This window comes from Nonlabens xylanidelens (assembly GCF_002934445.1).
GTDB lineage: Bacteria > Bacteroidota > Bacteroidia > Flavobacteriales > Flavobacteriaceae > Nonlabens > Nonlabens xylanidelens.
Genome location: NZ_PTJE01000004.1, coordinates 94,572 through 118,144, shown reverse-complemented (window position 1 = coordinate 118,144; position 23,573 = coordinate 94,572). Strand labels below are relative to the sequence as shown.

General features: G+C 36.5%; 24 protein-coding genes. 4 read left to right on the top strand and 20 right to left on the bottom strand.

Annotation, left to right across the window (positions count from 1 at the left end):
• Positions 1–29: 29 nt before the first annotated feature.
• Positions 30–656, bottom strand: coding sequence for a Crp/Fnr family transcriptional regulator (locus LY01_RS10100; RefSeq protein WP_104515731.1), 627 nt, complete (start codon positions 654–656; stop codon positions 30–32).
• Positions 640–942 (bottom strand): DUF983 domain-containing protein, encoded by a 303-nt coding sequence (locus tag LY01_RS10095; protein WP_317044698.1) that lies wholly within the window; start codon positions 940–942, stop codon positions 640–642. Before LY01_RS10095 ends, LY01_RS10100 begins: the two co-directional genes overlap by 17 nt.
• Positions 943–1,329: 387 nt before the next feature.
• Between LY01_RS10095 and LY01_RS10090 the strand changes: the two genes are divergently transcribed.
• Entirely contained in the window at positions 1,330–2,109 is a 780-nt protein-coding gene (locus LY01_RS10090) for a polysaccharide lyase family 7 protein (RefSeq protein ID WP_104515729.1), read from the top strand.
• Positions 2,110–2,146: 37 nt separating this feature from the next.
• Here the strand turns inward: LY01_RS10090 and LY01_RS10085 are convergent, their stop codons facing one another.
• Complete coding sequence (locus tag LY01_RS10085) at positions 2,147–2,608, bottom strand: hypothetical protein (RefSeq protein WP_104515728.1); 462 nt, start codon at positions 2,606–2,608, stop codon at positions 2,147–2,149.
• Positions 2,608–5,736: a WD40/YVTN/BNR-like repeat-containing protein gene (locus tag LY01_RS10080; RefSeq protein ID WP_104515727.1), complete on the bottom strand. Its 3,129-nt coding sequence runs from the start codon at positions 5,734–5,736 to the stop codon at positions 2,608–2,610. The genes LY01_RS10085 and LY01_RS10080 overlap by 1 nt, the downstream gene beginning before the upstream one ends.
• A gap of 167 nt (positions 5,737–5,903) precedes the next feature.
• Here LY01_RS10080 and LY01_RS10075 point away from each other — a divergent pair, with 167 nt between their 5' ends.
• Entirely contained in the window at positions 5,904–6,443 is a 540-nt protein-coding gene (locus LY01_RS10075) for a carboxymuconolactone decarboxylase family protein (RefSeq protein WP_104515726.1), read from the top strand.
• Positions 6,444–6,633: 190 nt separating this feature from the next.
• Here LY01_RS10075 and LY01_RS10070 read toward each other — a convergent pair whose 3' ends face one another.
• A complete protein-coding gene (locus LY01_RS10070; protein ID WP_104515725.1) occupies positions 6,634–7,464 on the bottom strand; it encodes a helix-turn-helix domain-containing protein in 831 nt (276 codons plus the stop codon).
• A gap of 34 nt (positions 7,465–7,498) precedes the next feature.
• A complete protein-coding gene (locus LY01_RS10065) occupies positions 7,499–7,801 on the bottom strand; it encodes a rhodanese-like domain-containing protein (protein WP_104515815.1) in 303 nt (100 codons plus the stop codon).
• A gap of 124 nt (positions 7,802–7,925) precedes the next feature.
• Here LY01_RS10065 and LY01_RS10060 point away from each other — a divergent pair, with 124 nt between their 5' ends.
• The gene (locus LY01_RS10060) at positions 7,926–8,582 is read left to right on the top strand and encodes a sensor histidine kinase (RefSeq protein ID WP_104515724.1); all 657 of its coding nucleotides are present in this window, start codon (positions 7,926–7,928) and stop codon (positions 8,580–8,582) included.
• Here the strand turns inward: LY01_RS10060 and LY01_RS10055 are convergent.
• Complete coding sequence (locus LY01_RS10055) at positions 8,579–10,231, bottom strand: aromatic amino acid hydroxylase (protein ID WP_104515723.1); 1,653 nt, start codon at positions 10,229–10,231, stop codon at positions 8,579–8,581. The genes LY01_RS10060 and LY01_RS10055 overlap by 4 nt on opposite strands.
• A 107-nt stretch (positions 10,232–10,338) precedes the next feature.
• Between LY01_RS10055 and LY01_RS10050 the strand changes: the two genes are divergently transcribed.
• Positions 10,339–10,902, top strand: coding sequence for a TetR/AcrR family transcriptional regulator (locus LY01_RS10050; protein ID WP_104515722.1), 564 nt, complete (start codon positions 10,339–10,341; stop codon positions 10,900–10,902).
• On the opposite strand, the gene LY01_RS10045 is transcribed toward LY01_RS10050, so the two are convergent.
• The 13 genes from LY01_RS10045 to trpC all read right to left on the bottom strand — a co-directional run bounded on the left by LY01_RS10045 (position 10,892) and on the right by trpC (position 23,501).
• Positions 10,892–12,007, bottom strand: a complete 1,116-nt coding sequence (locus LY01_RS10045; RefSeq protein WP_104515721.1) for an alkene reductase — start codon at positions 12,005–12,007, stop codon at positions 10,892–10,894. The genes LY01_RS10050 and LY01_RS10045 overlap by 11 nt on opposite strands.
• Before the next feature lie 155 nt (positions 12,008–12,162).
• Complete coding sequence (gene hisIE, locus LY01_RS10040; RefSeq protein WP_104515720.1) at positions 12,163–12,777, bottom strand: bifunctional phosphoribosyl-AMP cyclohydrolase/phosphoribosyl-ATP diphosphatase HisIE; 615 nt, start codon at positions 12,775–12,777, stop codon at positions 12,163–12,165.
• Between the two features lie 176 nt (positions 12,778–12,953).
• Positions 12,954–13,778, bottom strand: coding sequence for an imidazole glycerol phosphate synthase subunit HisF (gene hisF / locus LY01_RS10035; RefSeq protein WP_104515719.1), 825 nt, complete (start codon positions 13,776–13,778; stop codon positions 12,954–12,956).
• Positions 13,775–14,488 carry a 1-(5-phosphoribosyl)-5-[(5-phosphoribosylamino)methylideneamino]imidazole-4-carboxamide isomerase gene (gene hisA / locus LY01_RS10030; RefSeq protein WP_104515718.1) on the bottom strand — a complete coding sequence of 238 codons (714 nt, stop codon included), beginning with the start codon at positions 14,486–14,488 and terminating at the stop codon, positions 13,775–13,777. Before hisA ends, hisF begins: the two co-directional genes overlap by 4 nt.
• 1 nt (position 14,489) lies before the next feature.
• Positions 14,490–15,086, bottom strand: a complete 597-nt coding sequence (gene hisH / locus LY01_RS10025; protein WP_104515717.1) for an imidazole glycerol phosphate synthase subunit HisH — start codon at positions 15,084–15,086, stop codon at positions 14,490–14,492.
• A complete protein-coding gene (gene hisB / locus LY01_RS10020) occupies positions 15,083–16,192 on the bottom strand; it encodes a bifunctional histidinol-phosphatase/imidazoleglycerol-phosphate dehydratase HisB (protein ID WP_104515716.1) in 1,110 nt (369 codons plus the stop codon). The genes hisH and hisB overlap by 4 nt, the downstream gene beginning before the upstream one ends.
• Before the next feature lie 118 nt (positions 16,193–16,310).
• On the bottom strand, positions 16,311–17,468 hold the full coding sequence (locus tag LY01_RS10015; protein ID WP_104515715.1) for a pyridoxal phosphate-dependent aminotransferase: 1,158 nt from the start codon (positions 17,466–17,468) through the stop codon (positions 16,311–16,313).
• A 35-nt stretch (positions 17,469–17,503) separates the two neighbouring features.
• On the bottom strand, positions 17,504–18,799 hold the full coding sequence (gene hisD / locus LY01_RS10010; RefSeq protein WP_104515714.1) for a histidinol dehydrogenase: 1,296 nt from the start codon (positions 18,797–18,799) through the stop codon (positions 17,504–17,506).
• Positions 18,799–19,665, bottom strand: coding sequence for an ATP phosphoribosyltransferase (hisG, locus tag LY01_RS10005; protein ID WP_104515713.1), 867 nt, complete (start codon positions 19,663–19,665; stop codon positions 18,799–18,801). The genes hisD and hisG overlap by 1 nt, the downstream gene beginning before the upstream one ends.
• A gap of 298 nt (positions 19,666–19,963) precedes the next feature.
• Positions 19,964–20,728 (bottom strand): tryptophan synthase subunit alpha, encoded by a 765-nt coding sequence (gene trpA, locus LY01_RS10000; protein WP_104515712.1) that lies wholly within the window; start codon positions 20,726–20,728, stop codon positions 19,964–19,966.
• Between the two features lie 168 nt (positions 20,729–20,896).
• Positions 20,897–22,066 (bottom strand): tryptophan synthase subunit beta, encoded by a 1,170-nt coding sequence (gene trpB / locus LY01_RS09995; RefSeq protein WP_104515711.1) that lies wholly within the window; start codon positions 22,064–22,066, stop codon positions 20,897–20,899.
• Entirely contained in the window at positions 22,063–22,701 is a 639-nt protein-coding gene (locus tag LY01_RS09990) for a phosphoribosylanthranilate isomerase (protein WP_042295463.1), read from the bottom strand. Before LY01_RS09990 ends, trpB begins: the two co-directional genes overlap by 4 nt.
• Positions 22,698–23,501: an indole-3-glycerol phosphate synthase TrpC gene (gene trpC / locus LY01_RS09985; protein WP_104515710.1), complete on the bottom strand. Its 804-nt coding sequence runs from the start codon at positions 23,499–23,501 to the stop codon at positions 22,698–22,700. The genes LY01_RS09990 and trpC overlap by 4 nt, the downstream gene beginning before the upstream one ends.
• Between the last annotated feature and the right edge of the window lie 72 nt (positions 23,502–23,573).

Here is a 23,573-nt window from a genome sequence, read left to right as displayed (position 1 = left end):
GGAGCTTAATCGCATGTTTGTAACAGATGTTACACGACTTCAATAAAACTGCGGTGTAGCTTTATCTTATTAATATTTTCCATTTTTTTAAGTAGTCGAGAGATGACAACTCTGCTGGTATGTAAATCTGCAGCAATTTCTTTGTGAGTAGTATAGATATGTTTACTATTAAGAATTTTAATTTTATCGTTCAAGTAATTCTCTAAGCGCTCATCCATATTATTAAAAGCAATATTATCTACACTTTCTAATAGCTCCATCATACGTGTGTGATAACTGGTAAAGACAAAATTGCGCCAAGTCTTATATTTAGAAGACCATTCTTCCATTTTTGTAACAGGTATCATTAATAGTTTAACTGGAGTCTCTGTAACAGCATGAATTTCACTTTTAGTATTTCCTACACAGCAAGTCATAGTCATGGCACAAGTGTTACCTTTTTCTAGATGGTAGAGTAATAACTCATTGCCATCAGCATCGGGACGCATAATTTTAATGCTTCCAGAAAGTAAAAGTGGCATGGATTTAATGTATTGACCAGGCTTTATTAAATCCTGTCCAGCAGGAACTTCCATAAAAGTTGCCACGCTATTGATGTCTTCTATAAGTGCTAGCTCAAATTGTGAACCATAATATTCTTTAAGCTCTTGTATCATTTTTAACTTGTTTTGCAATTATAGGATCGTACTTAAAAAAAAGATGTGCCCATATCGCTTTAGAAACGGCACCTATATATGGAAATGTTAAGGCGAGTATGGCAACTATCGCTATAAAGATAGTTAAAGGATTATCTGCAACACCTAAAAATAATAAAATTACATATGTTGCTACTGCAAAAGCGATTCCTACAGCATAACTAACATACATCGCACCAGTATAGAAACTAGGTTCAATACTGAATTTTAATTCACATTTTGAACATCTTTCTTTTACCTTATTCATCTTAGAAATTTTATAAGGATTTGCTTCAAGAAAATTCCCTTGACGGCATTGAGGACATTTTAAAAAGAGGATACTGTATATAATAGATTTCTTAAACATCTTTTTATTTCAAAGCTACTTATTGCAGCCTCTTTTATGTGTAACAATAGTTACATACATACTGAATTGACAACGGTAATTCTATTTTAAAAATAAGACTTTGTTCCTTTATTTAAGAAGATTAACTCATAGGCCGCATTATAGTGTGCTATTATAAAATTCTTATTTTAAAGCTGTTTTGTTTTTAAATAGATATGAAATGGGGCGATTATTAACAGATTTTAAAATAAACAGTTAAAATATATCGATTGTAAATGTTTGTGCTCTACATTTAAAAAAAAATAAACGATGTTCAAGAATTTTACTTTTTACGCGTTGCTTATAGCCACTGTTGGGATTTTTTCATGTTCTTCAGAATCTGATGAACAAAATAATTTTATACAATTAGTGCCTAATGATGATGATACTACAGATGGTGATACAACAGAAATCGATAATGTACCAGGTGATAATTTTGCATTAGCTACACTTCAAATAGAAACCAGCTGGAACACGGCAGATAGAGCTACCGTTTCTGAAGATGCAACCACTCATGGCCCGACGGCATATTACTTTATGGAGAATCAAGAAATGGTTTTAATAAGTAAAGAACCAGATGGCAAACGCACAGAGCTTAAAGAAACTCCTGGACAAGAGCGTTCTCTAGATGTGGTGAAATCACTTTCTTACACAGCTACTATATTTAATATACCAGAAAACGGTGTGACTATCGCACAAGTACATAATAGAAGTACTGGTGTATTAAGACCACTAGTCAGAGTTTATATAGACGACGACCACAGGATTAAATTTAAACTAACGGACGACCCAGATAGCGATTCTCAATATACTACTATAAATGGACCTTTGTACCAAGAAGGAGAGACCATACAAGTTTCTATGAGTACATCAAATGGAACAGCGTCTTTTACAGCAACGACACCAGCTGGTACATTTTCTGAAACCTTTACACCTTCTAATAACTGGACACCATACAGTAATGGGTACTATTTTAAAGCAGGTGTTTATACAGAAGGAAATGATACTCGTGCCGAAATTCGCTTCTCTGAATTTGAATTAATTAAATAAAATTAAACTACAAGAACTATAACAACATCGTTATTTATTAAAGCCCAAGAAGTGAATAATCAAAATCACTGACGGGCTTTTTTGCTTTTTTTAATACCCATAAACCTTCGGCAGGAGGTATTTCTAGATCTAGATTTTCATCCATTTCATTTTGCATAAACCATATACCATTCATGGCTTTCTTCTTATAATCAAAAGAGCCATTATAAACGATCTCAAAATTGTGTTCTATCTCTTCTGTATTGAAACCATCTTCTAGAATAACATCATTACTGGTATAAGAGACCGTTAAAGAAATTAGATTTTGTTCCCAAAACCCAGTAAAATTTACCGTTCTACCAGTTGAGAATGGTCCTTTTTCTTCGGTATGATGACCGGTTATAATGCCGTCTTTGAATTCCATTTCGGTAAATAACCTGACTTTTTCTCCAAAGAAAGGAAGATCAAAACCTAATCCATAGATAAAATAACCTTCCCAATAACCGCTTAATTCCTCCATTATTTTTTCTCTTTCTCAATCACGAGATACTTTAAATTCAATGCATTAAACTGCTCGTTGAATTTTTTAATATCAGATTGTAAAACTTGGTCAAAAATAGCTAGTTGCTTTTCAATCTCAGCAGTTAATTCATCTTTAACTTCTATACTTTGTGAAGTAGGAGCAAAGTCACCTATTTGTGCCAGACTATTTAAATGAGCCAGTTTATTAGTTAATCTTATAGGGAAATTTAAAGGGTCTTGACCACTGCGGTTTTTAGTTTGATAAAGTGCTTTTTCTACCTCGCTAAATTTCTTTTTCATCTCCTTAGACATGGCAATCATATCTTTAACACCTTGTTCTTCTCTATCTCCATACAACGCTTCAAAAGCACTTAATTTTTTATTGAATGCACGTATGTTTTTAATTGATTTGTGAGCTTTGTCTACAGTAGCGTTTACTTCATTTACATAATTAAATTGTGCTAGCATATCTGCATCGCTAGCCTCGCTATTAGGAGTAGATATAATAGTGATAGGTTGTGATTCCATTTTACCATTTACTGATAATTCTACTTTGTAAGATCCAGGTACGGCCTTAGGTCCAGACATATTTGCCCACCATAGAATCATACCTGGTAGTTTTTCTGCTCCATCATAAACCGTATTCCAATTAAAAGAGTTGGCTCCTTCTTTTACTTTTAATTTGTTCTTTTTATCATAGGTAGCATAGGTTTTTATCAACTCGTTTTTAGAATCATAAAAAGAAAGTGATACACTATCTTTTTCTTTCAACGTCGGAATATAAAAATGTACTTGTACTCCTGCGGGATGATTTGCTCCTGCGGTAAGTGAACCTGCACGACCATTTCCTGCCATACGGTAAGAGGTTTTAGGTTTGAAAAGTTTGTTTTCGTCTTGCTTTCGCGAAAGCGAACTAGAAAAAGCTTCTCTCACTAATCCTAGATCATCATGTACCCATAAACTTCTACCTTGTGTCGCGATAATTAGATTGTTATCCTTTACAGCTAGATCTGTAACTGGTACGATAGGTAAATTCATCTGGAATGATTTCCATGATTTTCCATCGTCGGTAGAAATGTATAAACCAGTTTCTGTTCCTGCATACAGCATTCCTTGTACTTGATCATCTTCTCTTACGACTCTAGAAAAATGCTCTGATGGGATGCCATTTGTTATTTTTTTCCATGATTTACCATAATCTGTAGTTCTATATAAGTAAGGGGTAAAATCGCCTAATTTATAACGTGTAGCAGCGACATAACAAGTAGCCGCGTCATAACGGCTAGGTTCTATGCTGTTAATTTGTGCCCATTCTGGTAATCCCTTAGGTGTAATATTACTCCAGTTTTTACCACCATCTTTAGAAAGGTGTATGAGTCCATCGTCGCTACCTATCCATAACTCGCCAGCGTTTAAAGGAGATTCTGCTGCGGCAAAAATGGTACAGTAATACTCTACACTTGTATTATCTTGAGTAATCGGTCCACCGCTAGAAACTAGTTTTGTTGGATCGTTTCTAGTTAGATCAGGTGAGATGGTTTCCCAGCTCTGACCTTCATTAGTAGTGACGTGTACATTGTTAGAAAATGCATAGAGTTTATTAGGCTCATGTTGAGAGAACAGAATAGGGAAATTCCACTGAAAGCGGTATTTCATTCCTTCGGCACCATGTCCCATAGGGTTATCTGGCCATACATTAATCGCTCTTTGTGATTTAGTCTTGTGATTATAACGAGTTAAATAACCACCATAACTACCTCCATAAACGATGTCGTTATCTTTAGGATCTACAGCAATATGTGCACTCTCGCCACCTGCAGTTCCTTCCCAATCGTTATCTGTAATGCTACGTCCAGTGGTGCGATGAGGTAATCTTATCGTCCCATTATCTTGTTGTGCTACATAGATTCTATAAGGAAAAGAGTTATCTGTAGTCACACGATAATATTGTGCTGTAGGCTGATTGTGATACGTACTCCACGTCTCACCACCGTCATAAGTGATTTGTGCGCCACCGTCATCTCCCATAATCATACGGTCAGAATCTTCTGGTGCGATCCATAAATCGTGATGATCACCATGTGGTGCTCTCGCGCTAGAAAAGTTTTTACCACCATCGGTACTTTTATGATAGTTGACATTAACGACATAAACTTTATCGACATCTTTTGTGTCTGCATAAATACGTGTATAATACCAGGCACGTTGTCTTAAACTGCGATCACTGTTTGTCTTTTTCCATGTTAAACCTGCATCATCACTGCGGTACAATCCACCTTGATCTTTATTTTCTACGATGGCATATAATCTGTCAGAATCTACAGGTGAGACGGTAATTCCCATAATTCCTAGAGTTCCTTTTGCAAAACCTTCATTTTTTGAGATCTCTTTCCACGTTTCTCCATAATCAGTACTTTTCCATAAAGCACTACCATCGCCACCACTAGATAGACTGTATGGTGTACGTTGTAATCTCCAGGTACTTGCATACAATACACGTGGATTACTAGGGTCTATGATTAAATCTACCGCACCGGCTAGCTCATTAGTAAATAGTTTTTTACTCCATGTTTTACCACCATCGGTACTTTTATAAACGCCACGATCTGTAGTAGGCTTATAAATGTTACCTAACACGGCGGCATAAACGGTATTATGATCGTTAGGATCTATAACTATTCTAGGTACGTGACGGCTTTTAGGTAATCCAGCCTCAGTCCATGTTTTACCGGCATCTTCTGTTTTCCATATGCCATAGCCGCTGGAAACATTACCACGCACCGTTTTCTCGCCACCACCTACATAAATTACGTTATGATCGCTAGGCGCAACAGTTACGGCACCTATAGAACCGCCAAAAAATCCATCAGAGATATTGCTCCAGGTACGTCCACCATCTAAAGTCTTCCAAACGCCACCACCTGTACTACCGAAATAGAAAAGATTAGGTTTTCCGGGAACTCCGGTAACCGCAGCACTACGTCCACCACGGAATGGTCCCAAGAGTCTAAATTCCTGCGATTCATAGAACTTCTGTTCTTTTGGTGGTTCTGGTAATTGTTGTGATTCCGCTTTCGCGAAAGCGAGAACAACAAATACAAATAGTATATAGTACAACTTATTCATGGTAGGAAAATTTCCTATAAAGATACTACACCATTTGTAATTTATCGTATCGGGAATAATAGAACAGTACTCGGGAAATGAACACATTTTTAAAGGCTACTTACTGTCGCATCTTTGTAGTGTCCTAAGGGATAAGAAAATAACAATAATTAAAAGTATATAATATCATGGCAACATTTAATGTACCACAAAGAAGTGAAGTAAACGAAGTGAATCAAGGAATTTTTGATAACCTAGAAAAGCAATTAGGTTTTGTTCCTAATTTATATGCCACTTATGCATTATCTAATAACGCATTAAATAATTACCTTTCTTTATCTGGAGCAAAAACATCTTTAAACAATAAAGAAAAAGAAGTAGTAAACCTAGCAGTAAGTGAAGTAAATGGTTGTGATTACTGTCTTGCAGCGCATACGGCTATAGCGCAAATGAATGGTTTTACTCAAGAACAAACTCTAGAATTAAGAGCTGGTAAAGCGTCTTTCCAGACTAGTTATAATGCTCTTGCAGGTCTAGCAAAAAACATTACAGAGAATAGAGGTAGAGCAGATAAGGCTGTAGTAGATTCTTTTCTAGCGGCAGGTTATACTCAAGAAAATCTAGTAGATACTATAGTTTTAGTAGGTGATAAAACCATCTCAAACTATTTACACAATACAACTCAAGTACCAGTTGATTTCCCAGCGGTACAACCTTTAGATGCTTAATAACATTTAGGTAAGAGTTAAATTTTTCATAGTTGGTTAGTTGAAACAGGTCTGTCTCTTAGGAGTACGGGCCTGTTTTGTTATATCTAATATTGAAAAGTAATGGTTAAAAATAAAAGCGAGTTACCACCTAGTTTTATAGGACAGTAACTCACTTTTATACGTACTTAAAATACGTTGTTTTTTTAATTTATTGCTTTCTAAAGGAAAGTGGAGAGGTGCCCACTTGCTTTTTAAAGAATTTAGAAAAATGACTAGGCTCATTATAACCTAGTTCATAAGCTATCTCTTCGGCACTTTTGTCAGAGTAGAGTAAAAGTCTTTTAGCCTCTGCAGTGATGCGCTCGTTGATTATCTTAAGAGGTGATTTTACATCATGCTTCTTAAAAAAGTTAGAAAGTGTTTTAGGAGATTTAAAAAGTAAGTCTGCATAGTCTGCTACCTGGTGCTTTTCTTTGAAATGCTGTTCTACTAGTATGTTAAATCGTCTTACTAGATCGACTTGCTTTACCGTTAAATCTGGCTGGTAACTTTCTTGTTTAATCAGTCTGGTAGAGGTAATCAACATTCTTTTTAATAAAGTACGTAACATCTCACCCTGAATATGATCTTTAGTATCAAATTCTTCCTGAAATAAAACCAGCATCGCATTAAAACTAGCTTGTTCTTTTACAGTTAAGTCTATTATAGGTGCTGTAGAAGAACCGAAAAACAACATTCCCATACAGGATACCTCAGAATCATTATGCTGTATGCAATAGAACTCACGGTTAAACACAAACGCTATTAATCCATAATTATCCTTTGGGATTTCTACTATGTTCACAGGGGTACAAAAAAGTACTTGATTCTTTTTAAGTACGACTTCATATCCATCTACAATAAGGCGTTCTTCACCTTCTGTACACCAGACTATTTTATATAAACCCTTTTTTTTAAGTAGCTGTAATGATGGTCCACATTGAAAACTTGTCACAGTAAACCTTCCTTCGTCTTTGATGTTATGGTAATCTAATTTCATAGATTAAAAATAGGAAGAATATATAACTAAAGTATCACGACTTCAAATATTTTCTCATAGAACCTATACCACCGGCATTTACAACTTTATAACCATTGGCTTTTAATTTTCCAGCAGCGATATTACTTCTTCCTCCCATGGCACAGTACACGATTAATGGCTTTTCTTTATCGAGAGCATTCATTTGTTGATCAATAACTTGAACAGGTATATTTTTAGACCCTTCTATATGACCGCCGTTAAATTCAGATGCGGTACGCACATCCAGTAATTGTGCACCTTCTTTAAGGTATTTCTGTATTGTTTCTTTTTTCTTATTTTTAAATAGACCGAACATAGTTTTCTTTATTGAGACGTTTGTTTTTAGTTTACTTACCTGCAAAGTAGTAAATTGTTATTATAATTTCGCTTTCGCGAAAGCGGAACCACAACATTTCACTTTTAATACCTACATTAGGATCATGGGAGCAATTATTGGGTACATTTTTGTCGGTTTACTAGTAGGACTAGTAGTTATTCAGTTTTTAAAAGAGTTGGATAGAAAAGAAGTACAAGCTAGAAAGCTGGTAGGAGCAAAGGGTCTGCATAAATTGGAAATACAACGCAATGCTATTTTACAAGAACTAGAACAAAAGTCTCCGGAAAAAACAGCCGTTAAAACAAAGGCAGTTTCATTGATCTATAAACTTGCAGCCAGTAAAAATAAATTTACTTTAAAAGATATAGAGCATACCACTCAACAACTTCAAAACCTGTATGACCAGAACATAGAAGGTGCATCTGTCTATAAAATTAATTTTCCAGAAAAGGAATTACTCAATTTTGAACCTAGAGAGATCTTGTCTTTATTAATTATTATTAATGAAGGCTTGCACAACGCAGCTATTCATTCTCAAGCTAACTATATATTCAATATCGCATCTATAGAAGACGATTCCTTACATATAATTACCCACGATAACGGACTAGGTTATGATCGTAAAGCTGTCGCAAATGGTGATGGTATTCAACAAATCACGACAGCTGTAAATGAATTAAATGGTGACTTAAAACTGACCAGCACACAAGGTAATGGTACTGTTGTAAATGCCATTATACCATTAACTGATTTTAGTTAACCTATCAATTCTTCAATCTCCTCAATAAGCAGCCACTGCTCAGGATAATCATTTTCTACTTGAGCTTTTAATTCCTCAAGTAACGGTTTATTTATTTTATCTTCTTCTCTATAATTGCGTACTTTCTCGTATAAACCTTGAATGGTAATCTCTCTTTTTGAGAAAACGGGCTTTATGGTTTTAGTATCACTCTCATGAAAAACAAGGTCAAAACTGTAATAGTCTGCAGGGCCAGCATAGGCACTTACTATTTCTTTTCCTACGGCTAGGTTAAGCATGCCGTCTTCTGGCGTAAATAGAACCTCGTCCTTATAAGTTACGGTGCAGTCGGTAAACTGAATGAGCATTAATTTACCATTCAAATTACGCTGTCCAGTGACGTTTAAACCTTCTACTTTAATTCCACTTTCATAGGTGAATTCAATGCGCTCGTTATCATAAAAATTATAAGCCTGTAAATCACGAGGTCCCATATCTTCTATAGCTAGATTGATTCCCTTAAGTTTCCCTAGCGGACTCAAAAAACCGTTTTTATGTGTACTGCGGCCATGACCTATAAGCTCTTTTTCTCTATAGGCAAGAGCATTCTCTCCAGTCGTTTCAAAGAAAACCACCTCGTTGTCATCATTAGTAATCATGCGTGTAAAATGACCACTTATTTGTAATCCAGTACTTAACTCAATAGTCCCAAGAGATTTTGAATTAATTAATTTTTGTAAGCCACGATGTCCGCCTTTACGCACTGCCATGGTGTTTGCAAATTCTTCTAGTACCTCACTAAGGGTCGCAAAATTAGGCGTTACATAAAGATGAGGTTGCTTGCGCGTGATATCAAAATCTTGATAAGCTGCATCAATAGTATACAGTCTTTTTTCTACCGCAGGTTCTAGACAGCTTTTACTTTCTCCTAGACTTGATAATAATCCGGCACCATAAAGTTTAGGATTATCTAGCGTACCTACCAGACCGTATTCTACCGTCCACCAGTGTAAATTTCTAATTAAAGACATTTCACTAGGTTCTACATCTTTGTTTTGAAGACGCTCTATATTTGCCTCGGCAGCTGCGATTTCTTTATCCAGCTCTGGGTTTTCTGTCTCGCTACGAGTTTCTTTAAGAATAGAAATCTTGCGCACTGCCTCATACATTTCATGATCGTGTGCGCTAGAAATAGCTTTGCTGCCTATCTCGCCAAAACGTCTTAAATATTCTGCATAATCTGGGCTTGCGATAATAGGAGCGTGCCCAGCAGCTTCATGAATAATGTCTGGTGCAGGAGTGTATTCTATGTTATCCAGCTTTCTTATGTCTGCCGCAATGACTAATATTTTATAAGCCTGAAATTCCATAAAAGCTGCTGGCGGTATAAAACCATCTACAGCAACAGCTGCCCAGCCTATTTCTTTTAGAATGCGATTCATACCATACATGGACGGTATGTTATCTATAGAAATACCTGTTTTCTTAAGTCCAGCAATATAAGATCCATGAGCCACCTGACTCAAGAATTCTACATTTTTGCTCATCACATGACGCCACACAGCCTGATCTTGATAGGTATAAAGTTCATAATTTTGAGGCTTTATAAACTGTTTTAGATGCGGTGGTAATCTTTCAAGAAGCGGATTAATTTCTATATTCTCTAACATTGTCGTAGGGTAAAGTTCAAAGCTAGTCTAAAACAAATTATTCTAATTATTGTGAATAGACTTTTAATCAATTTTATGATAGTCATGTTCTATTATATTTGCAACTTATGTCTCGCAAAAAACAAATTCTCAAAACAGCTGCTCAACTTTTCAAAGAACGTGGTTATAGCGCTGTCACCATGCGCGATCTCGCTGCCGCTATGGATATGAAAGCGGCTAGTTTGTACAATCATATCTCTGGGAAACAAGAAATTCTTGCCACACTCATTCTAGAAGTTGCTCATGAATTTACAACTGGTATGGATACGGTAGAGATGGATGATAAGTCCGCTTTCGCGAAAGCGGAACAGCTCATTCTATTACACATAAAAATAGCACTAGAATATACGGATGCACTGGCTGTATTAAATACCGACTGGATGCACCTAGAAGGAGTGCCTTATCAAGAATATATCAAGTTGCGTAAAGACTATGAACTAGATTTTAAAAATATATTAGAGAGTGGAATAAAAGCTGATGAGTTTAAATTATTGAACGTGGAGACCATGCTTTTTAATCTTCTAAGCACGTTAAGATCCATATACCTATGGATACCAAAAAAGTCGACTACCGAAGTAGCCGACCTTAAAAAAGAGTTGCCTCAAATATTACTTACAGGAATTAGTTCTTAGCCTTTTCTTCTTCTAAAGTAGGGTAGTCTGTATAACCTTCACGACCTTGTGTATAAAAGGTTTCCATATTCCAGTCTGCTGTTTCAGCCTTTAATTCAAAACGATGTGCAAGATCTGGATTAGAAATAAATAATTTACCAAAGGCAACCAGGTCTGCATGACCTTCTTCAATTACCTTATTACCAGATTCACGATCAAATTGATTGTTGATCATTAAGTTTCCATTGTAAATAGGACGGTAATGTTTTGCTATTTCACTTACCAGAAAATCGATCTTACTTACATCTGTAAATGGCTCTGAAAGGTGTAAATAAGCCAGGTCGTATTCATTTAATCTATTAATTAAATAATCAAAAAACGGAATAGTATCTGGTGTTCCATCAATTCCAAAAACTCCATTTAATGATGGATTTAATCTACATCCTATTCTATTATTTGGGAATGATTCTTTTACCGCATCTAAAACTTCAAAGAAAAAACGAGCTTTATTCTCATTGCTACCTCCATACTCGTCTGTACGTAAGTTAGATTTATTATTAAAAAATTGGTGTATTAAATATCCATTAGAACTGTGTATTTCTACACCATCAAAACCTGCCTTTTTAGCATTTGCAGCAGCGTTTCCATAATCTTTTACTGTTTGCTCTATTTCTTCTACCGTCATAGCGTGTGGCGTCACAGTCATTTTCTTCTCGCCAGTAGGGTTTCTATGTTCCACTTCTGGATTTACAGCACTAGGTGCCCAAGGTAACTGGCCGTCATGAAAATCTGGCAAAGAAATACGTCCTACGTGCCATAATTGTAAAACTATTTTCCCGCCTTCTTTATGTACACTATCTACGACATTTTTCCATCCTTCTACTTGGGCTTCATTAAATATTCCAGCCACATGTGCATATCCTCTTGCTTGTTTTGATATCTCACTAGCTTCTGTTATAATAAGTCCAGCACCAGCTCGCTGCGTGTAATAATCTATGTGTTTTTGATCTGGCGATTGGTTCTCATTAGTGGCTCTAGATCTAGTTAGAGGCGCCATTACAATTCTGTTTTTTAATTCAATTGCTCCTAGGCTTATCGGTTTTAAAAGGGGTTGTGTCGTGCTCATATCTGTTTTTAAGTAAAAATATTGTATGTACAAGTAAATACGGTTAAGAGCGCGTTAATTAGAGTTTTTTTAAAGTTTTGGAGCATTAAAAAAGCGGTTATATCATCAAATTTGATACAACCGCTTTTATTATTTATAAATAAATATTATCCTATTTATTTATGCCTTTTAGCGAGCTCTTTCTCAATATCTGCTAGAGATAATCCTTTTGCTTTAAGCAACACTAGATAATGGTACATCAAATCACCAGCTTCGTAAATAAAATCTTCTTCCTTACCATTTATAGCATCGATAACGGTTTCCACAGCTTCTTCACCTACTTTTTGAGCTACTTTATTAATTCCTTTTTGGATTAAAGAATAGGTATAAGATCCTTCTACTTGATCGTCAATACGCTGGTGGATGGTTTTCTCAAGATCATTAATTGTAAAGCTGTTCTCGCTTTCGCGCAAGCGAGATTCATCACCATTATCAAAACAACTCACCGTACCGGTATGACAAGTAGGTCCATGTGCATTTGCTTTAATAAGAATGGTATCTTGATCACAATCGATTTTTATAGCTACCACATCTAGAAAATTATTGGAAGATTCTCCTTTGGTCCAAAGTCGTTGTTTGCTACGTGAGTAAAAAGTCACTCTGTTTTCAGCTTTAGTTTTTTCAAAAGCCTCTTCATTCATATAGCCTAACATCAACACTTCTTTGTTAGTAGCGTCTTGTACAATTACAGGCAATAATCCGTTTTCTCCTTTATTCCAGTCTAGTTTCATATTTGTTCCCACGAAAGTGGGAATCTCTTCGATTCAACACTTTCGATTTTATTTACGCAGGCGGAAATCTTCATTTCCCCACCGCAATCATTTTTAATGTCAAGCCATCGTAGGCCAGACTTTATGTTGTCATTCCGCTACGTAGCGGAATCGTTTTATTTTATCGCAATCCTATTTTAATTTCTCACAGCAACTCCAGCCGCAGCCAATTGTTTTTTCAACTCAGGAACTGGTAATTCTCCAAAATGGAAAATACTTGCTGCTAGTCCCGCACTCGCTTCTGTGTCTTTAAATAAGTCTGCAAAATGAGCACTTGTTCCTCCACCACCTGATGCAATGATAGGAATACTCAATTTTCTAGAAATGGCATCGGTAAGTTCTAGAGCAAAACCATTTTTTGTACCATCATGATCCATACTCGTAAGCAAGATTTCTCCAGCACCTAATCGTTCAATTTCTTGACACCAAGAAATAGTTTCTAATTCGGTCTCTACACGTCCACCAGCTACATAGACTTTATTTCCGCGCAGGCGGAAATCTGTAGGTGTTGACTCGCTAGGCTTTCTTTTTGAATCAGCTAGATCCTCACTTTCCTGGGAATGCTTCGTATCCACCGCAACCACAATACACTGACTACCTAACTCAGCAGCGAGTTCACTAATTAGTTCTGGTCTTTTTACGGCTGCACTATTGATAGCTATTTTATCAGCACCAGCTTTAATGATTTCTTTGGCAAGAGCTACGTCGTTAATTCCGCCACCTACTGTAAATGGAATATTTAAAACAGCAGCGATTTCACGAACTAGCGGTACTAAAGTGTCACGCTTCTCAATAGTTGCGGTAATATCTAGAAAACATAACTCGTCAGCACCTTGAGCAGCATATTGCTTTGCAAGTTCTACTGGATCACCAGCATCTCGCAATCCAACAAAGTTGATCCCTTTTACGGTACGTCCATCCTTAATATCAAGGCATGGTATAATTCTTTTTTTTAAGCTCATACAAATTCTCTCAATTCCTTAAATGTAATTCTACCTTCATAGAATGCTTTTCCTACTATGGCTCCTTCACAATTCATTTCGCGCAAGCGATATAAATCTTCTACGACAGCAACGCCACCGCTAGCTATTAATTTAACAGGTGCTGTGTTAAGGATTTCCTTATACAGCTCATTACTAGTTCCAGCAAGCATACCGTCTTTTGCTATATCGGTACAAATCACATACTCGATTCCTTTTTTATTCCACTCTTTGATGAATTCTACCACTTCTAGTTCGCTACTTTCTAGCCAGCCGTGTGTGGCGATCATTCCATCCTTAGCATCTGCTCCTAGGATGATTTTATCAGTTCCATATCTGGAAATCCAACCTTCAAAAGTTGCAGCATCCTTAACAGCAATACTACCGCCAGTAACTTGTTTTGCTCCACTTTCAAATACGACCTTTATGTCTTCGTCAGTTTTCACACCACCGCCAAAATCAACCTGCAAACCAGTCTGTCCAGCGATGCGCTCGAGCACTTTCCAGTTCACGACGTGACTACTTTTTGCTCCATCTAGATCAACCAAATGCAAGTGTTTTATTCCATTTGCTTCAAACTCTTTGGCTACTTCTAGTGGGTCTTCATTATAAACCGTTTTTTGGTTGTAATCGCCTTGTGATAGACGTACACATTTACCGTCTATAATATCTATTGCTGGTATAATACGCATACTATAATTCTATAAAGTTCTTTAATATCTGCTCACCTATTCCAGCACTTTTCTCAGGATGAAATTGTGTTGCATAAAAATTGTCTTTTTGCAAGACACTACTGAAAGGCAAAATATAATCACAAGCCGCAACTGTGTTTTCGCAAACTTCAGCATAGTACGAGTGTACATAATATACATCTGCTGCTGGTTGTAAGCCTTGCAAGATGGAAGATTGTTGATCAACAACTTCAGTATTTAAACTATTCCATCCCATGTGAGGCACTTTCATTCCTTCGGTAGCCGGAAATTTCTTTACGGTAGTGTCAAAAATCCCTAGACATTCTGTATCACCTTCTTCACTGTGGCTGCACATCAATTGCATTCCTAAGCATATTCCTAGCACAGGCTGTTTCAATTCTCTTATGACTTGATCTAGTCCACGTTCACGCAAATAGTTCATCGCGGTGCCAGCTTCTCCTACGCCAGGGAAAATAACTTTGTCTGCCGCCTTTAATTCTTCAGGATCGTCAGTTACTTTATTCTCTATTCCTAGTCTGTTGAGCGCATTAGTGACGCTTCCTATATTACCTGCGTTATATTTTACAATGGCAATCATAAAGTTCCTTTTGTACTCGGTAATTTACCATCACCAGTTTGTTTTACCGCCATTTTTATCGCTTTTGCAAACGCTTTAAATAAACTTTCTATTTTGTGATGCTCGTTATCACCTTCTACTTTCATGTTCAGATTGCATTTTGCCGCATCGCTGAATGATTTAAAGAAGTGGAAGAACAATTCTGTAGGCATATCGCCCACATATTCACGTTTAAATTCTGCTTCCCATACGATCCATGGTCTACCACCGAAGTCTATTCCTACTTGTGCTAGCGAGTCATCCATAGGTAGCAAGAAGCCATACCTATTGATTCCTTTTTTTGAGGATAACGCTTTCGCGAAAGCGTCACCTAAAGCAATCGCCGTGTCTTCAATAGTGTGATGTTCATCTATTTCAAGATCGCCATTTACCTTAATATCTAAATCTAATGAGCCGTGACGTTGTAACTGCTCTAGCATGTGATCGTAGAATTTTAAACCGGTATCTATTTTTCCGTTTCCAGATCCATCAAGGTTTAAAACGATGTTGATATCGGTTTCATTTGTTTTACGGCTTACCGTGACCTTGCGAGGTTGTCCTTTTAAAAATTCAAAAATCTCTTTCCAAGATTCTGTTTTAAGAACTACTAGTTCGTCTTCAAAAGTAGAGTCGTCAGTAATACTAGGTAGCTGTATTCCTTTACAGCCTAAATTCTTAGCCAGTTGCATATCGCTATTGCGATCACCGATTACAAAACTATTCTCAAGGTCGTAATTACCTTTTATATAATGCGTCAATAAACCAGTTTGTGGTTTACGAGTAGGTGCATTTTGCTCAGGAAATGAACGGTCTATTAAAACTTCACTGAAGTTAATCCCTTCATTCTCTAGAACATTCATCATTAAATTATGCACTGGCCAGAAGGTGTCTTCTGGAAAACTATCCGTTCCTAATCCATCTTGATTAGTCACCATAACTAATTCATAATCTAACTCACGAGCGATGCGATGTAGCTGAGTAATCGCCACAGGCAAGAACTCTAACTTTTCATAACTATCTAGTTGATAATCTACTGGTGGCTCTTTTACGATGGTACCATCGCGATCTATAAATAATACTTTTTTCATGTATTTCCGCGAAGGCGGAAACCTCTTCCCGCAATCGACTTTATTTGATTAAATGCCATCAACGATGACTCTTTTATAATTTTTAAACTATTGAAGAACAGCTTCGGTTTTAATTCATCTAATTCTCTTTAATTTCTCGCAACGCAGTAATTACCGCTTTACATTCCATCATCGTACCAACGGTAAAACGCAACGTGTCTTCAATCTGACTGCTACGATTACGTATAATAATACCTTTATCACGTAGGTAATTATAAACTTGCGTAGCATTTTCTACTTTGGCAAGAACAAAATTTGCCTCACTAGGATATACTTCTTTTATAAAGTTAAAACTGTTTAAATGCTCCATAAGAAAATCTCTGTTATTGATAATTTCTTCTATTTCATTTTTTGTTTTTTCTTCGTTTTGTAACGCTTCTAGAACTGCTTTTTGAGACAATTCATTTACGTTATACGGTGGCTTTGTTCTATTGAATAATTCAATGATTTCTGGAGAAGAAAAGGCAAATCCTACTCGCGCACCAGCCATACCATGAGCCTTAGACATGGTTTGTAACACCACAAGATTAGGATAATCTTCTAATCGTTTTATAAAACTCATGTTCTCTGTAAAATCTTGATAAGCCTCATCTACAACGATAATTCCATTAAAACTACCGAACAAGCGATCTAATTGTCTTTGGTTTTCTAGCATTTCTGCCTCAAACTCTGGAGCAAATGGCATATCCATCATACCACCACGAGTATAATTTTGTGCTTGCCAGTCGTGTTTTAAATCGGCTTTGAGCAATACGTTACCTGTAGGATTATTAGGAGAGCATATCCATAATAGTTTTATATCCGCGCAGGCGGATATCTCTTCGAGTATTTCATCAACGTTCAACTCAAAGCGATCATTCAAAGGAACCTTCAAAACACTAACATCATTAATCGCTGCACTAACTTCATACATTCCATAAGTAGGCGGACAAGTAATTACTGTGTCTTTTCCTGGTTCACAGAAAATGCGATACAATAAATCAATAGCCTCATCACTTCCATTACCTACAAAAATTTGATTTGGTGAAATGTCTTTTTGTTTTGCGAGTTCTTCCTTTATCGAAGACTGCAATGGATCTGGGTAACGATTTAAATCTCCCTTAGGATTTTCATTTGCGTCTAGTAACGTCAGCTCATTTTTATCGCTGCCGTATAAATCAAATTCACTGCGCGCACTAGAATAAGGCTTCAAATTCCAAATGTTCTTGCGGACTATGTTTTCTAAATTAAATTCCATTTTTATTCTGTCATTCCGCTGTATAGCGGAATCGCTTAGTTATAATTCTCAATTTCTTTTAATCGCACACTCACCGCATTTTTATGCGCATCGAGACCTTCGGCAGTAGCCATAATTTCAACGGCTGGTCCTAGGTTCTTCAATCCCTGTGGTGTTGCTTTTTGATAGGTCACTTTATTCACAAAACTATCTACTGACACGCCGCTATAATTACGCGCATATCCATAGGTAGGTAATGTGTGGTTTGTACCACTAGCATAATCACCTAAACTTTCACAAGTGTAAGAACCTATAAAAATAGATCCAGCAACTTGAATTTGTTCTGCTACATCATCAGCATTTTCTGTATTTATGATCAAGTGTTCTGGTGCATATGCGTCCGACCATTTGATGCATTCTTCTATGCTTTCTAGAACGATAGTTTTACTGTTTTCAATAGCTTTTTCTGCTGTTTGCTTTCGCGAAAGCGTACTTAATTGAATAGTTAATTGTTCATTTACAGCCTCGGCTAGAGTAGTAGAATCAGTTAATAGAATTACTTGAGAGTCTGGTCCATGTTCTGCTTGTGCTAGTAAGTCTGCTGCTACAAATGCTGGGTTTGCTTCTTGGTCTGCAATTACTAAAACCTCTGACGGTCCAGCAGGCATATCAATGGCGACACCTTGTTGTTGAGCAAGTTCTTTAGCACGTGTTACAAATGCGTTTCCAGGGCCAAATATTTTGTCAACGGCAGGAATACTTTCTGTTCCATGAGTCATTGCAGCAATGGCTTGTGCACCGCCGGCTTTATAGATTTCTGTAACTCCACAGAGACTTGCTGTATATAATACGGCTGGATTTATATCTCCGTTTGCATCTGTAGGGCTACAAAGTACAACACGTTTATTACCTGCAATCTTAGTAGGAATGGCTAGCATTAATACCGTAGAAAAAAGAGGAGCAGAGCCACCAGGAATATACAGTCCTACTTTTTGAATAGGTAAAGATTTTCTCCAGCAGGTCATGCCAGGCATGGTTTCTAATACGGGATAGTCCTTTGTAAAACAAATGACGTGAAACTTATAAATGTTTTGGTAAGCCGTTTGAATTGCTTCTTTTAATTCTGGCGCTACAAGTGTTGCTGCGTGCTCGATTTCTTTTTCTGTAACTCTTAGAGAATTTAATTGTGCTTTATCAAACTTCTCTGCAAAAGCAAATAACGCCTGATCACCATTTTCTCTAACCAGCTGTATAATATCTTTTACAGCAGTCTCTACATTAGCACGTTCTTGTTGCGGACGTTCTAATAGGTCTTGTTGTTGAGAATAGTCAGGATTAGAAATAATTTTCATTATGCGATCAATTTTTCAATTGGACTTACTAAAATGCCTTGCGCACCAGCATCTTTTAATCGGTCGATTACATTCCAGAAATCATTTTCTTCAATCACAGAGTGTAAACTGGACCATCCTTCTTCAGCAAGTGGTAAAACTGTTGGGCTTTTCATACCTGGTAATAAGGCAGATATTTCTTCTATCTTATCATTAGGTGCGTTCAATAAGATGTATTTGCTTTTTTGTGCATTTTGCACAGCATCTATTCTAAAGGTAAGCTTATTTAATAACTCTTGCTTATCACCGCTTAGATTAGGATTCGAAATTAAAACAGCTTCACTATACATTACTGTTTCTACTTCTTTAAGACCGTTCATTATAAGAGTAGATCCTGTAGAAACGATATCGCAAATACCTTCGGCAAGGCCTATTCCTGGTGCAATCTCTACAGATCCGCCTATTTCTTCTGTCGTTGCATCGATTCCTTTTTCTGTAAAGAATTTTTTAACGATTGTAGTATAACTACTAGCTACCTTTTTACCGTTAAACCATTCTAGACCTGGATAGTCTACATCTTTTTGAACAGCTAGACTTAAACGACAGCCTGCAAAACCTAGTTGCTTGATTACGTCTACTTCTTGGTCTTTTTCTTCTACCTCATTAAGTCCTAGAATTCCAAGGTCTGCAACACCATTAGCGACGTATTGTGGTATATCATCATCTCTTAAAAAAAGAATTTCCATAGGGAAATTTTTTGCTTGAGTAGATAATTTGCGACCACCGTTGTCAAATTTAATTCCGCAATCCTTTAGGAGTTGCAAAGATTTGTCTGATAGTCTTCCTGATTTTTGTACTGCTATTCTGATCATAATTTTTGTTGCCATTCTATTTTGAGAATGTTGTTTAAGCTGCTTACAAACTGTTTTTTATTTCAAACTTTTTTAAAACAAAAAAACCGCCTGAAACAGACGGTTTTTTGTAAAATATGTTTGAGTTACATCAATACATTTTTAGCTCGCCTGACGGGAAGTAAAAAAAATGATGATGATGTACGTTTTGTGTTTTCATTGTGGTGCAAACATAATACTGAAAATTGAATATTAAAAGGATATCCTAGCTTATTGATAGGATTTAACTTTAATTTAAAACTTTATCCGTTTTGATTATGCTTTAAAGATAAACTTATTTAATCGATGCTACAAAATTTGTAGCTGCCTTAGATATATCCTCTACATCAGTAATTTGTCTTATAAATTCACTACCTATAATTGCTCCATTTACATACTTACAGGCATCGTTAAAATTCTGTTGATTTTTAATATTAAAGCCGGTAAGAATAGGAGTTTTTAGTTCCATGTCTTTAAGCTTACCTAAGTAGTCTGCTGCTGCAGAGAAATCTGTTTTAGATCCTGTAGTACTTGCAGAGCTTACTGCATAAATAAAGCCGTTAGAGTTATCGTCGATTTCTCTAATGCGTTTTTCTGAAGTTTGAGGAGTTACTAAGAATATGTTGCTGATGTTATATTTCTCAAAGACTTCTTTAAATTCTGTCTGATAAATATACATAGGTAAGTCAGGAACAATTAATCCGTCCACACCTACTTCTTGACATCTTTTGCAAAATGCCTCAAGGCCATATTGCATCACAGGATTGAGATATCCCATTAGAAGAACAGGAACTTTAGGAGTATTATTTTCTAATTGAGAAAATAATTTTTCAATAGACATTCCATTCTCTAAAGCAATTTTACTACTTTCTTGAATAGTAGGGCCATCTGCTAGTGGATCGCTGAAAGGGATTCCTATTTCTACTAGATCAACCTTTGCGTTTTCGAGTGCTGTTAATAGAGTAGTGGTGTCCTCTAATTGAGGATATCCAGCGGTATAGAATATATTCAACAAGTTTTGAGGCTTGTTTTTAAGTAATTCTGTGAGTTTATTTTTCATTTTTTTTCAGTTTTCAGCGCATCGCATGCGCTTAGTTGGGCGATGTGCAATCCATCCTTGTGTTTTCAGCACATCCACATGCGCTCTATTCTAGGTAAGTACCACCTATCTTAATATTTTCAACGCATGACATGGCATGCGCACAGCATAGTAAGTGTGACTTTGTTTCTACAGTAGGTTCAACTCTTCCATATACGTATTCATATCCTTATCTCCACGACCAGAAAGGTTAATCACTACACGATCAGTTGGTTTTAAGTCTAAGTCTTTTAAGACAGAAAATGCATGAGCAGTTTCTAAAGCTGGAATGATACCTTCTAATCTACTTACCTCTACAGCAGCTTCTAGTGCTTCAGCATCTGTAACAGCCATATATTGAGCGCGGTCAGACACTTTTAACCATGCATGTGCTGGTCCTATTCCAGGATAGTCTAGTCCAGCACTTATACTATGCGGCTCGATAACCTGTCCATCTTTATCCTGCATCATTATAGAACGACTAGCGTGCAATACACCAGGAGTTCCTAGAGTTAATGTAGCCGCGGTCTTATCGGTATCGACACCTAAACCAGCCGCTTCTACCCCTATTAATTTTACTTCTTTATCATCTAAAAAGTGATAAAAAGCTCCCATAGCGTTAGAACCGCCACCTACACATGCAATGACATAATCTGGTAAACCATCCATTTGCTTCTTAATCTCTTCAGAAATCACCGATTGATATCTTGCTACCATGTCAGGATAAGGATGTGGTCCAACTACTGAGCCTATAATGTAATGAGTGTCTTCTGGATTATTGATCCAGTCTCGCATTGCCTCATTAGTCGCGTCTTTTAAAGTTTTAGAACCGCTAGTTGCAGGTCTAACCGTTGCACCTAACATTTTCATGCGGGCAACATTAGGCGCTTGACGTTCTATATCTTTCTCACCCATGTAAACGATGCATTCCAGGCCTTTTAATGCACATACGGTTGCTGTTGCTACACCATGTTGTCCAGCACCAGTCTCTGCAATGATTCTTTTTTTACCTAGTTTTTCGGCAAGTAAAATCTGACCGATCGTGTTATTTACTTTATGAGCACCGGTATGACAAAGATCTTCTCTCTTTAACCAGATTTGAGCTCCATATTTTTCAGAAAGTCGCTTAGCTAAAAATAATGGAGTAGGGCGACCTACATAATCTTTAAGCAATTGATGAAACTCTTCTTGAAATTCTGGTGATTTTTCTATTGCTAGATAATTCTCTTGTAGTTCTTCAATATTAGGATAGAGCAATTCTGGAATGAATGCACCACCGAATTCTCCATAAAACCCTTGTTCATTTACTTGATAGCTCATTTTCTTAATTTTTCTATGAATGTTTTTATTTCTTCTATGTTTTTAACGCCAGGTTCAGTTTCAAATTTTGAATTAAGATCAATACCTAAAAACATATTGTGTTTAAATTCTTTTACTAATGCGACATCATCTTTTGAAATGCCACCGCTCAATAAAAAAGGAACTTCTCCTTTATAAGAGTCGAGAATAGACCAATTAAATTTCTTACCACTACCACCATAATTTGGAGTAGCTGTGTCAAATAAGAAGAATAGTTTACCAACATATTGTGCTGCAAGTTCTTCCCATTCTTTTAAACTATTGAAATCAAAGTCCTCTGTGATTTGAAATGCTTTAAATATCTTGATGTCTATTTCTAGTAACGCTTTCGCGAAAGCGGAATCCTCATCACCATGTAATTGAATAACATCTAGTTGCAATGGTATAACATCTTTTAAAATGTTTTCAAATGTTTCATTTACATACACGCCTACGGTACCTTTATTCATGGTTTGTTGGGCGACCTTTTCTTTTTGAGAATCGTCTACAAATCGTTTAGACTTTGAGTAACGTATAATTCCCATAAAATCAATATCCAGTTCTTGTAACTGGTTAATGTTTTCTATATCGCGCATACCGCATACTTTAATCATCATGACTTTATGGCTTTTATAAATTGCTCGCAGCTTGCTCCTGGTAGATCTGTTTTCATGAAGTTTTCTCCTATTAGGAAACCTTCAAAGCCTAGTGTTTTAAGTTCTTTTACTATTTCAGGATCTGAGATACCGCTCTCTGATATGGCAAGAACATTTTTAGGAAAATGAGGTAAAAGATCTTTACTGTTTTGAATATCAGTTTTAAACCTTTTTAAATCACGATTATTAACTCCTATCACAAACTTAGACGTATTCAAAGAAGTGGTTACCTCTTTAATGCGATTAAGCTCTTCTAAATCATGAACCTCAAAAAGAATTTCAAGACCTAGATTGATCGCCTCTAGAGACATGGTTTTTAATTCTTCATTATTTAGACATGCTGCGATAAGTAGGATAGCGTCTGCTCCATAAGCTCGCGCTTCATGAATTTGATATAAATCTATCATGAAATCCTTGCGCAGGATAGGTATGTTAACTTGTGATCTTGCTTCTATTAAATCGTCTAGCGTACCGCCAAAGAAAGGCAAGTCAGTTAGACAACTAATAGCACTTACACCAGCATTTTCATAACCTGTCACTACTTCTTGTAAACTAGCAGGGCAATTAAAAGAACCTTTACTAGGACTTTGTCTCTTATGCTCGGCAATAATACCGCTGCCTTTCTTCAAACTATCGTTTAAGGATAGCGTTTCTCTAGAATAATAAGGCATCTCTCTTAGGTCAGAAAGAGAGGTAACCTGCTTTCTTGCTTTTAAATCTAGTGCGGTTTGATTTGTTATTTTCTTAAGAATGTCTTCCATTTTATTTCTTTTTAGGCAGGTGTCACCTGGCCTTACTTTTAAACGCTTAATAAGCGTCAGTCTAAAACTGCT

Excerpts from the sequence above, each read along its gene's own strand:
- LY01_RS10100 (WP_104515731.1), bottom strand. The coding sequence starts at position 656 with ATGATACAAGAGCTTAAAGAATATTATGGTTCACAATTTGAGCTAGCA.
- LY01_RS10050 (WP_104515722.1), top strand. The coding sequence starts at position 10,339 with ATGTCTCGCAAAAAACAAATTCTCAAAACAGCTGCTCAACTTTTCAAA.
- hisH (WP_104515717.1), bottom strand. The coding sequence starts at position 15,086 with ATGATTGCCATTGTAAAATATAACGCAGGTAATATAGGAAGCGTCACT.
- hisD (WP_104515714.1), bottom strand. The coding sequence starts at position 18,799 with ATGAAAATTATTTCTAATCCTGACTATTCTCAACAACAAGACCTATTA.
- hisF (WP_104515719.1), bottom strand. The coding sequence starts at position 13,778 with ATGAGCTTAAAAAAAAGAATTATACCATGCCTTGATATTAAGGATGGA.
- hisIE (WP_104515720.1), bottom strand. The coding sequence starts at position 12,777 with ATGAAACTAGACTGGAATAAAGGAGAAAACGGATTATTGCCTGTAATT.
- trpC (WP_104515710.1), bottom strand. The coding sequence starts at position 23,501 with ATGGAAGACATTCTTAAGAAAATAACAAATCAAACCGCACTAGATTTA.
- LY01_RS10055 (WP_104515723.1), bottom strand. The coding sequence starts at position 10,231 with ATGTTAGAGAATATAGAAATTAATCCGCTTCTTGAAAGATTACCACCG.
- trpB (WP_104515711.1), bottom strand. The coding sequence starts at position 22,066 with ATGAGCTATCAAGTAAATGAACAAGGGTTTTATGGAGAATTCGGTGGT.
- hisG (WP_104515713.1), bottom strand. The coding sequence starts at position 19,665 with ATGGCAACAAAAATTATGATCAGAATAGCAGTACAAAAATCAGGAAGA.
- LY01_RS10015 (WP_104515715.1), bottom strand. The coding sequence starts at position 17,468 with ATGGAATTTAATTTAGAAAACATAGTCCGCAAGAACATTTGGAATTTG.
- hisB (WP_104515716.1), bottom strand. The coding sequence starts at position 16,192 with ATGAAAAAAGTATTATTTATAGATCGCGATGGTACCATCGTAAAAGAG.
- LY01_RS10080 (WP_104515727.1), bottom strand. The coding sequence starts at position 5,736 with ATGAATAAGTTGTACTATATACTATTTGTATTTGTTGTTCTCGCTTTC.
- LY01_RS10070 (WP_104515725.1), bottom strand. The coding sequence starts at position 7,464 with ATGAAATTAGATTACCATAACATCAAAGACGAAGGAAGGTTTACTGTG.
- LY01_RS10065 (WP_104515815.1), bottom strand. The coding sequence starts at position 7,801 with ATGTTCGGTCTATTTAAAAATAAGAAAAAAGAAACAATACAGAAATAC.
- LY01_RS10095 (WP_317044698.1), bottom strand. The coding sequence starts at position 942 with ATGAATAAGGTAAAAGAAAGATGTTCAAAATGTGAATTAAAATTCAGT.
- hisA (WP_104515718.1), bottom strand. The coding sequence starts at position 14,488 with ATGCGTATTATACCAGCAATAGATATTATAGACGGTAAATGTGTACGT.
- LY01_RS09990 (WP_042295463.1), bottom strand. The coding sequence starts at position 22,701 with ATGATGATTAAAGTATGCGGTATGCGCGATATAGAAAACATTAACCAG.
- LY01_RS10090 (WP_104515729.1), top strand. The coding sequence starts at position 1,330 with ATGTTCAAGAATTTTACTTTTTACGCGTTGCTTATAGCCACTGTTGGG.
- LY01_RS10060 (WP_104515724.1), top strand. The coding sequence starts at position 7,926 with ATGGGAGCAATTATTGGGTACATTTTTGTCGGTTTACTAGTAGGACTA.
- LY01_RS10045 (WP_104515721.1), bottom strand. The coding sequence starts at position 12,007 with ATGAGCACGACACAACCCCTTTTAAAACCGATAAGCCTAGGAGCAATT.
- trpA (WP_104515712.1), bottom strand. The coding sequence starts at position 20,728 with ATGAAAAATAAACTCACAGAATTACTTAAAAACAAGCCTCAAAACTTG.
- LY01_RS10075 (WP_104515726.1), top strand. The coding sequence starts at position 5,904 with ATGGCAACATTTAATGTACCACAAAGAAGTGAAGTAAACGAAGTGAAT.
- LY01_RS10085 (WP_104515728.1), bottom strand. The coding sequence starts at position 2,608 with ATGGAGGAATTAAGCGGTTATTGGGAAGGTTATTTTATCTATGGATTA.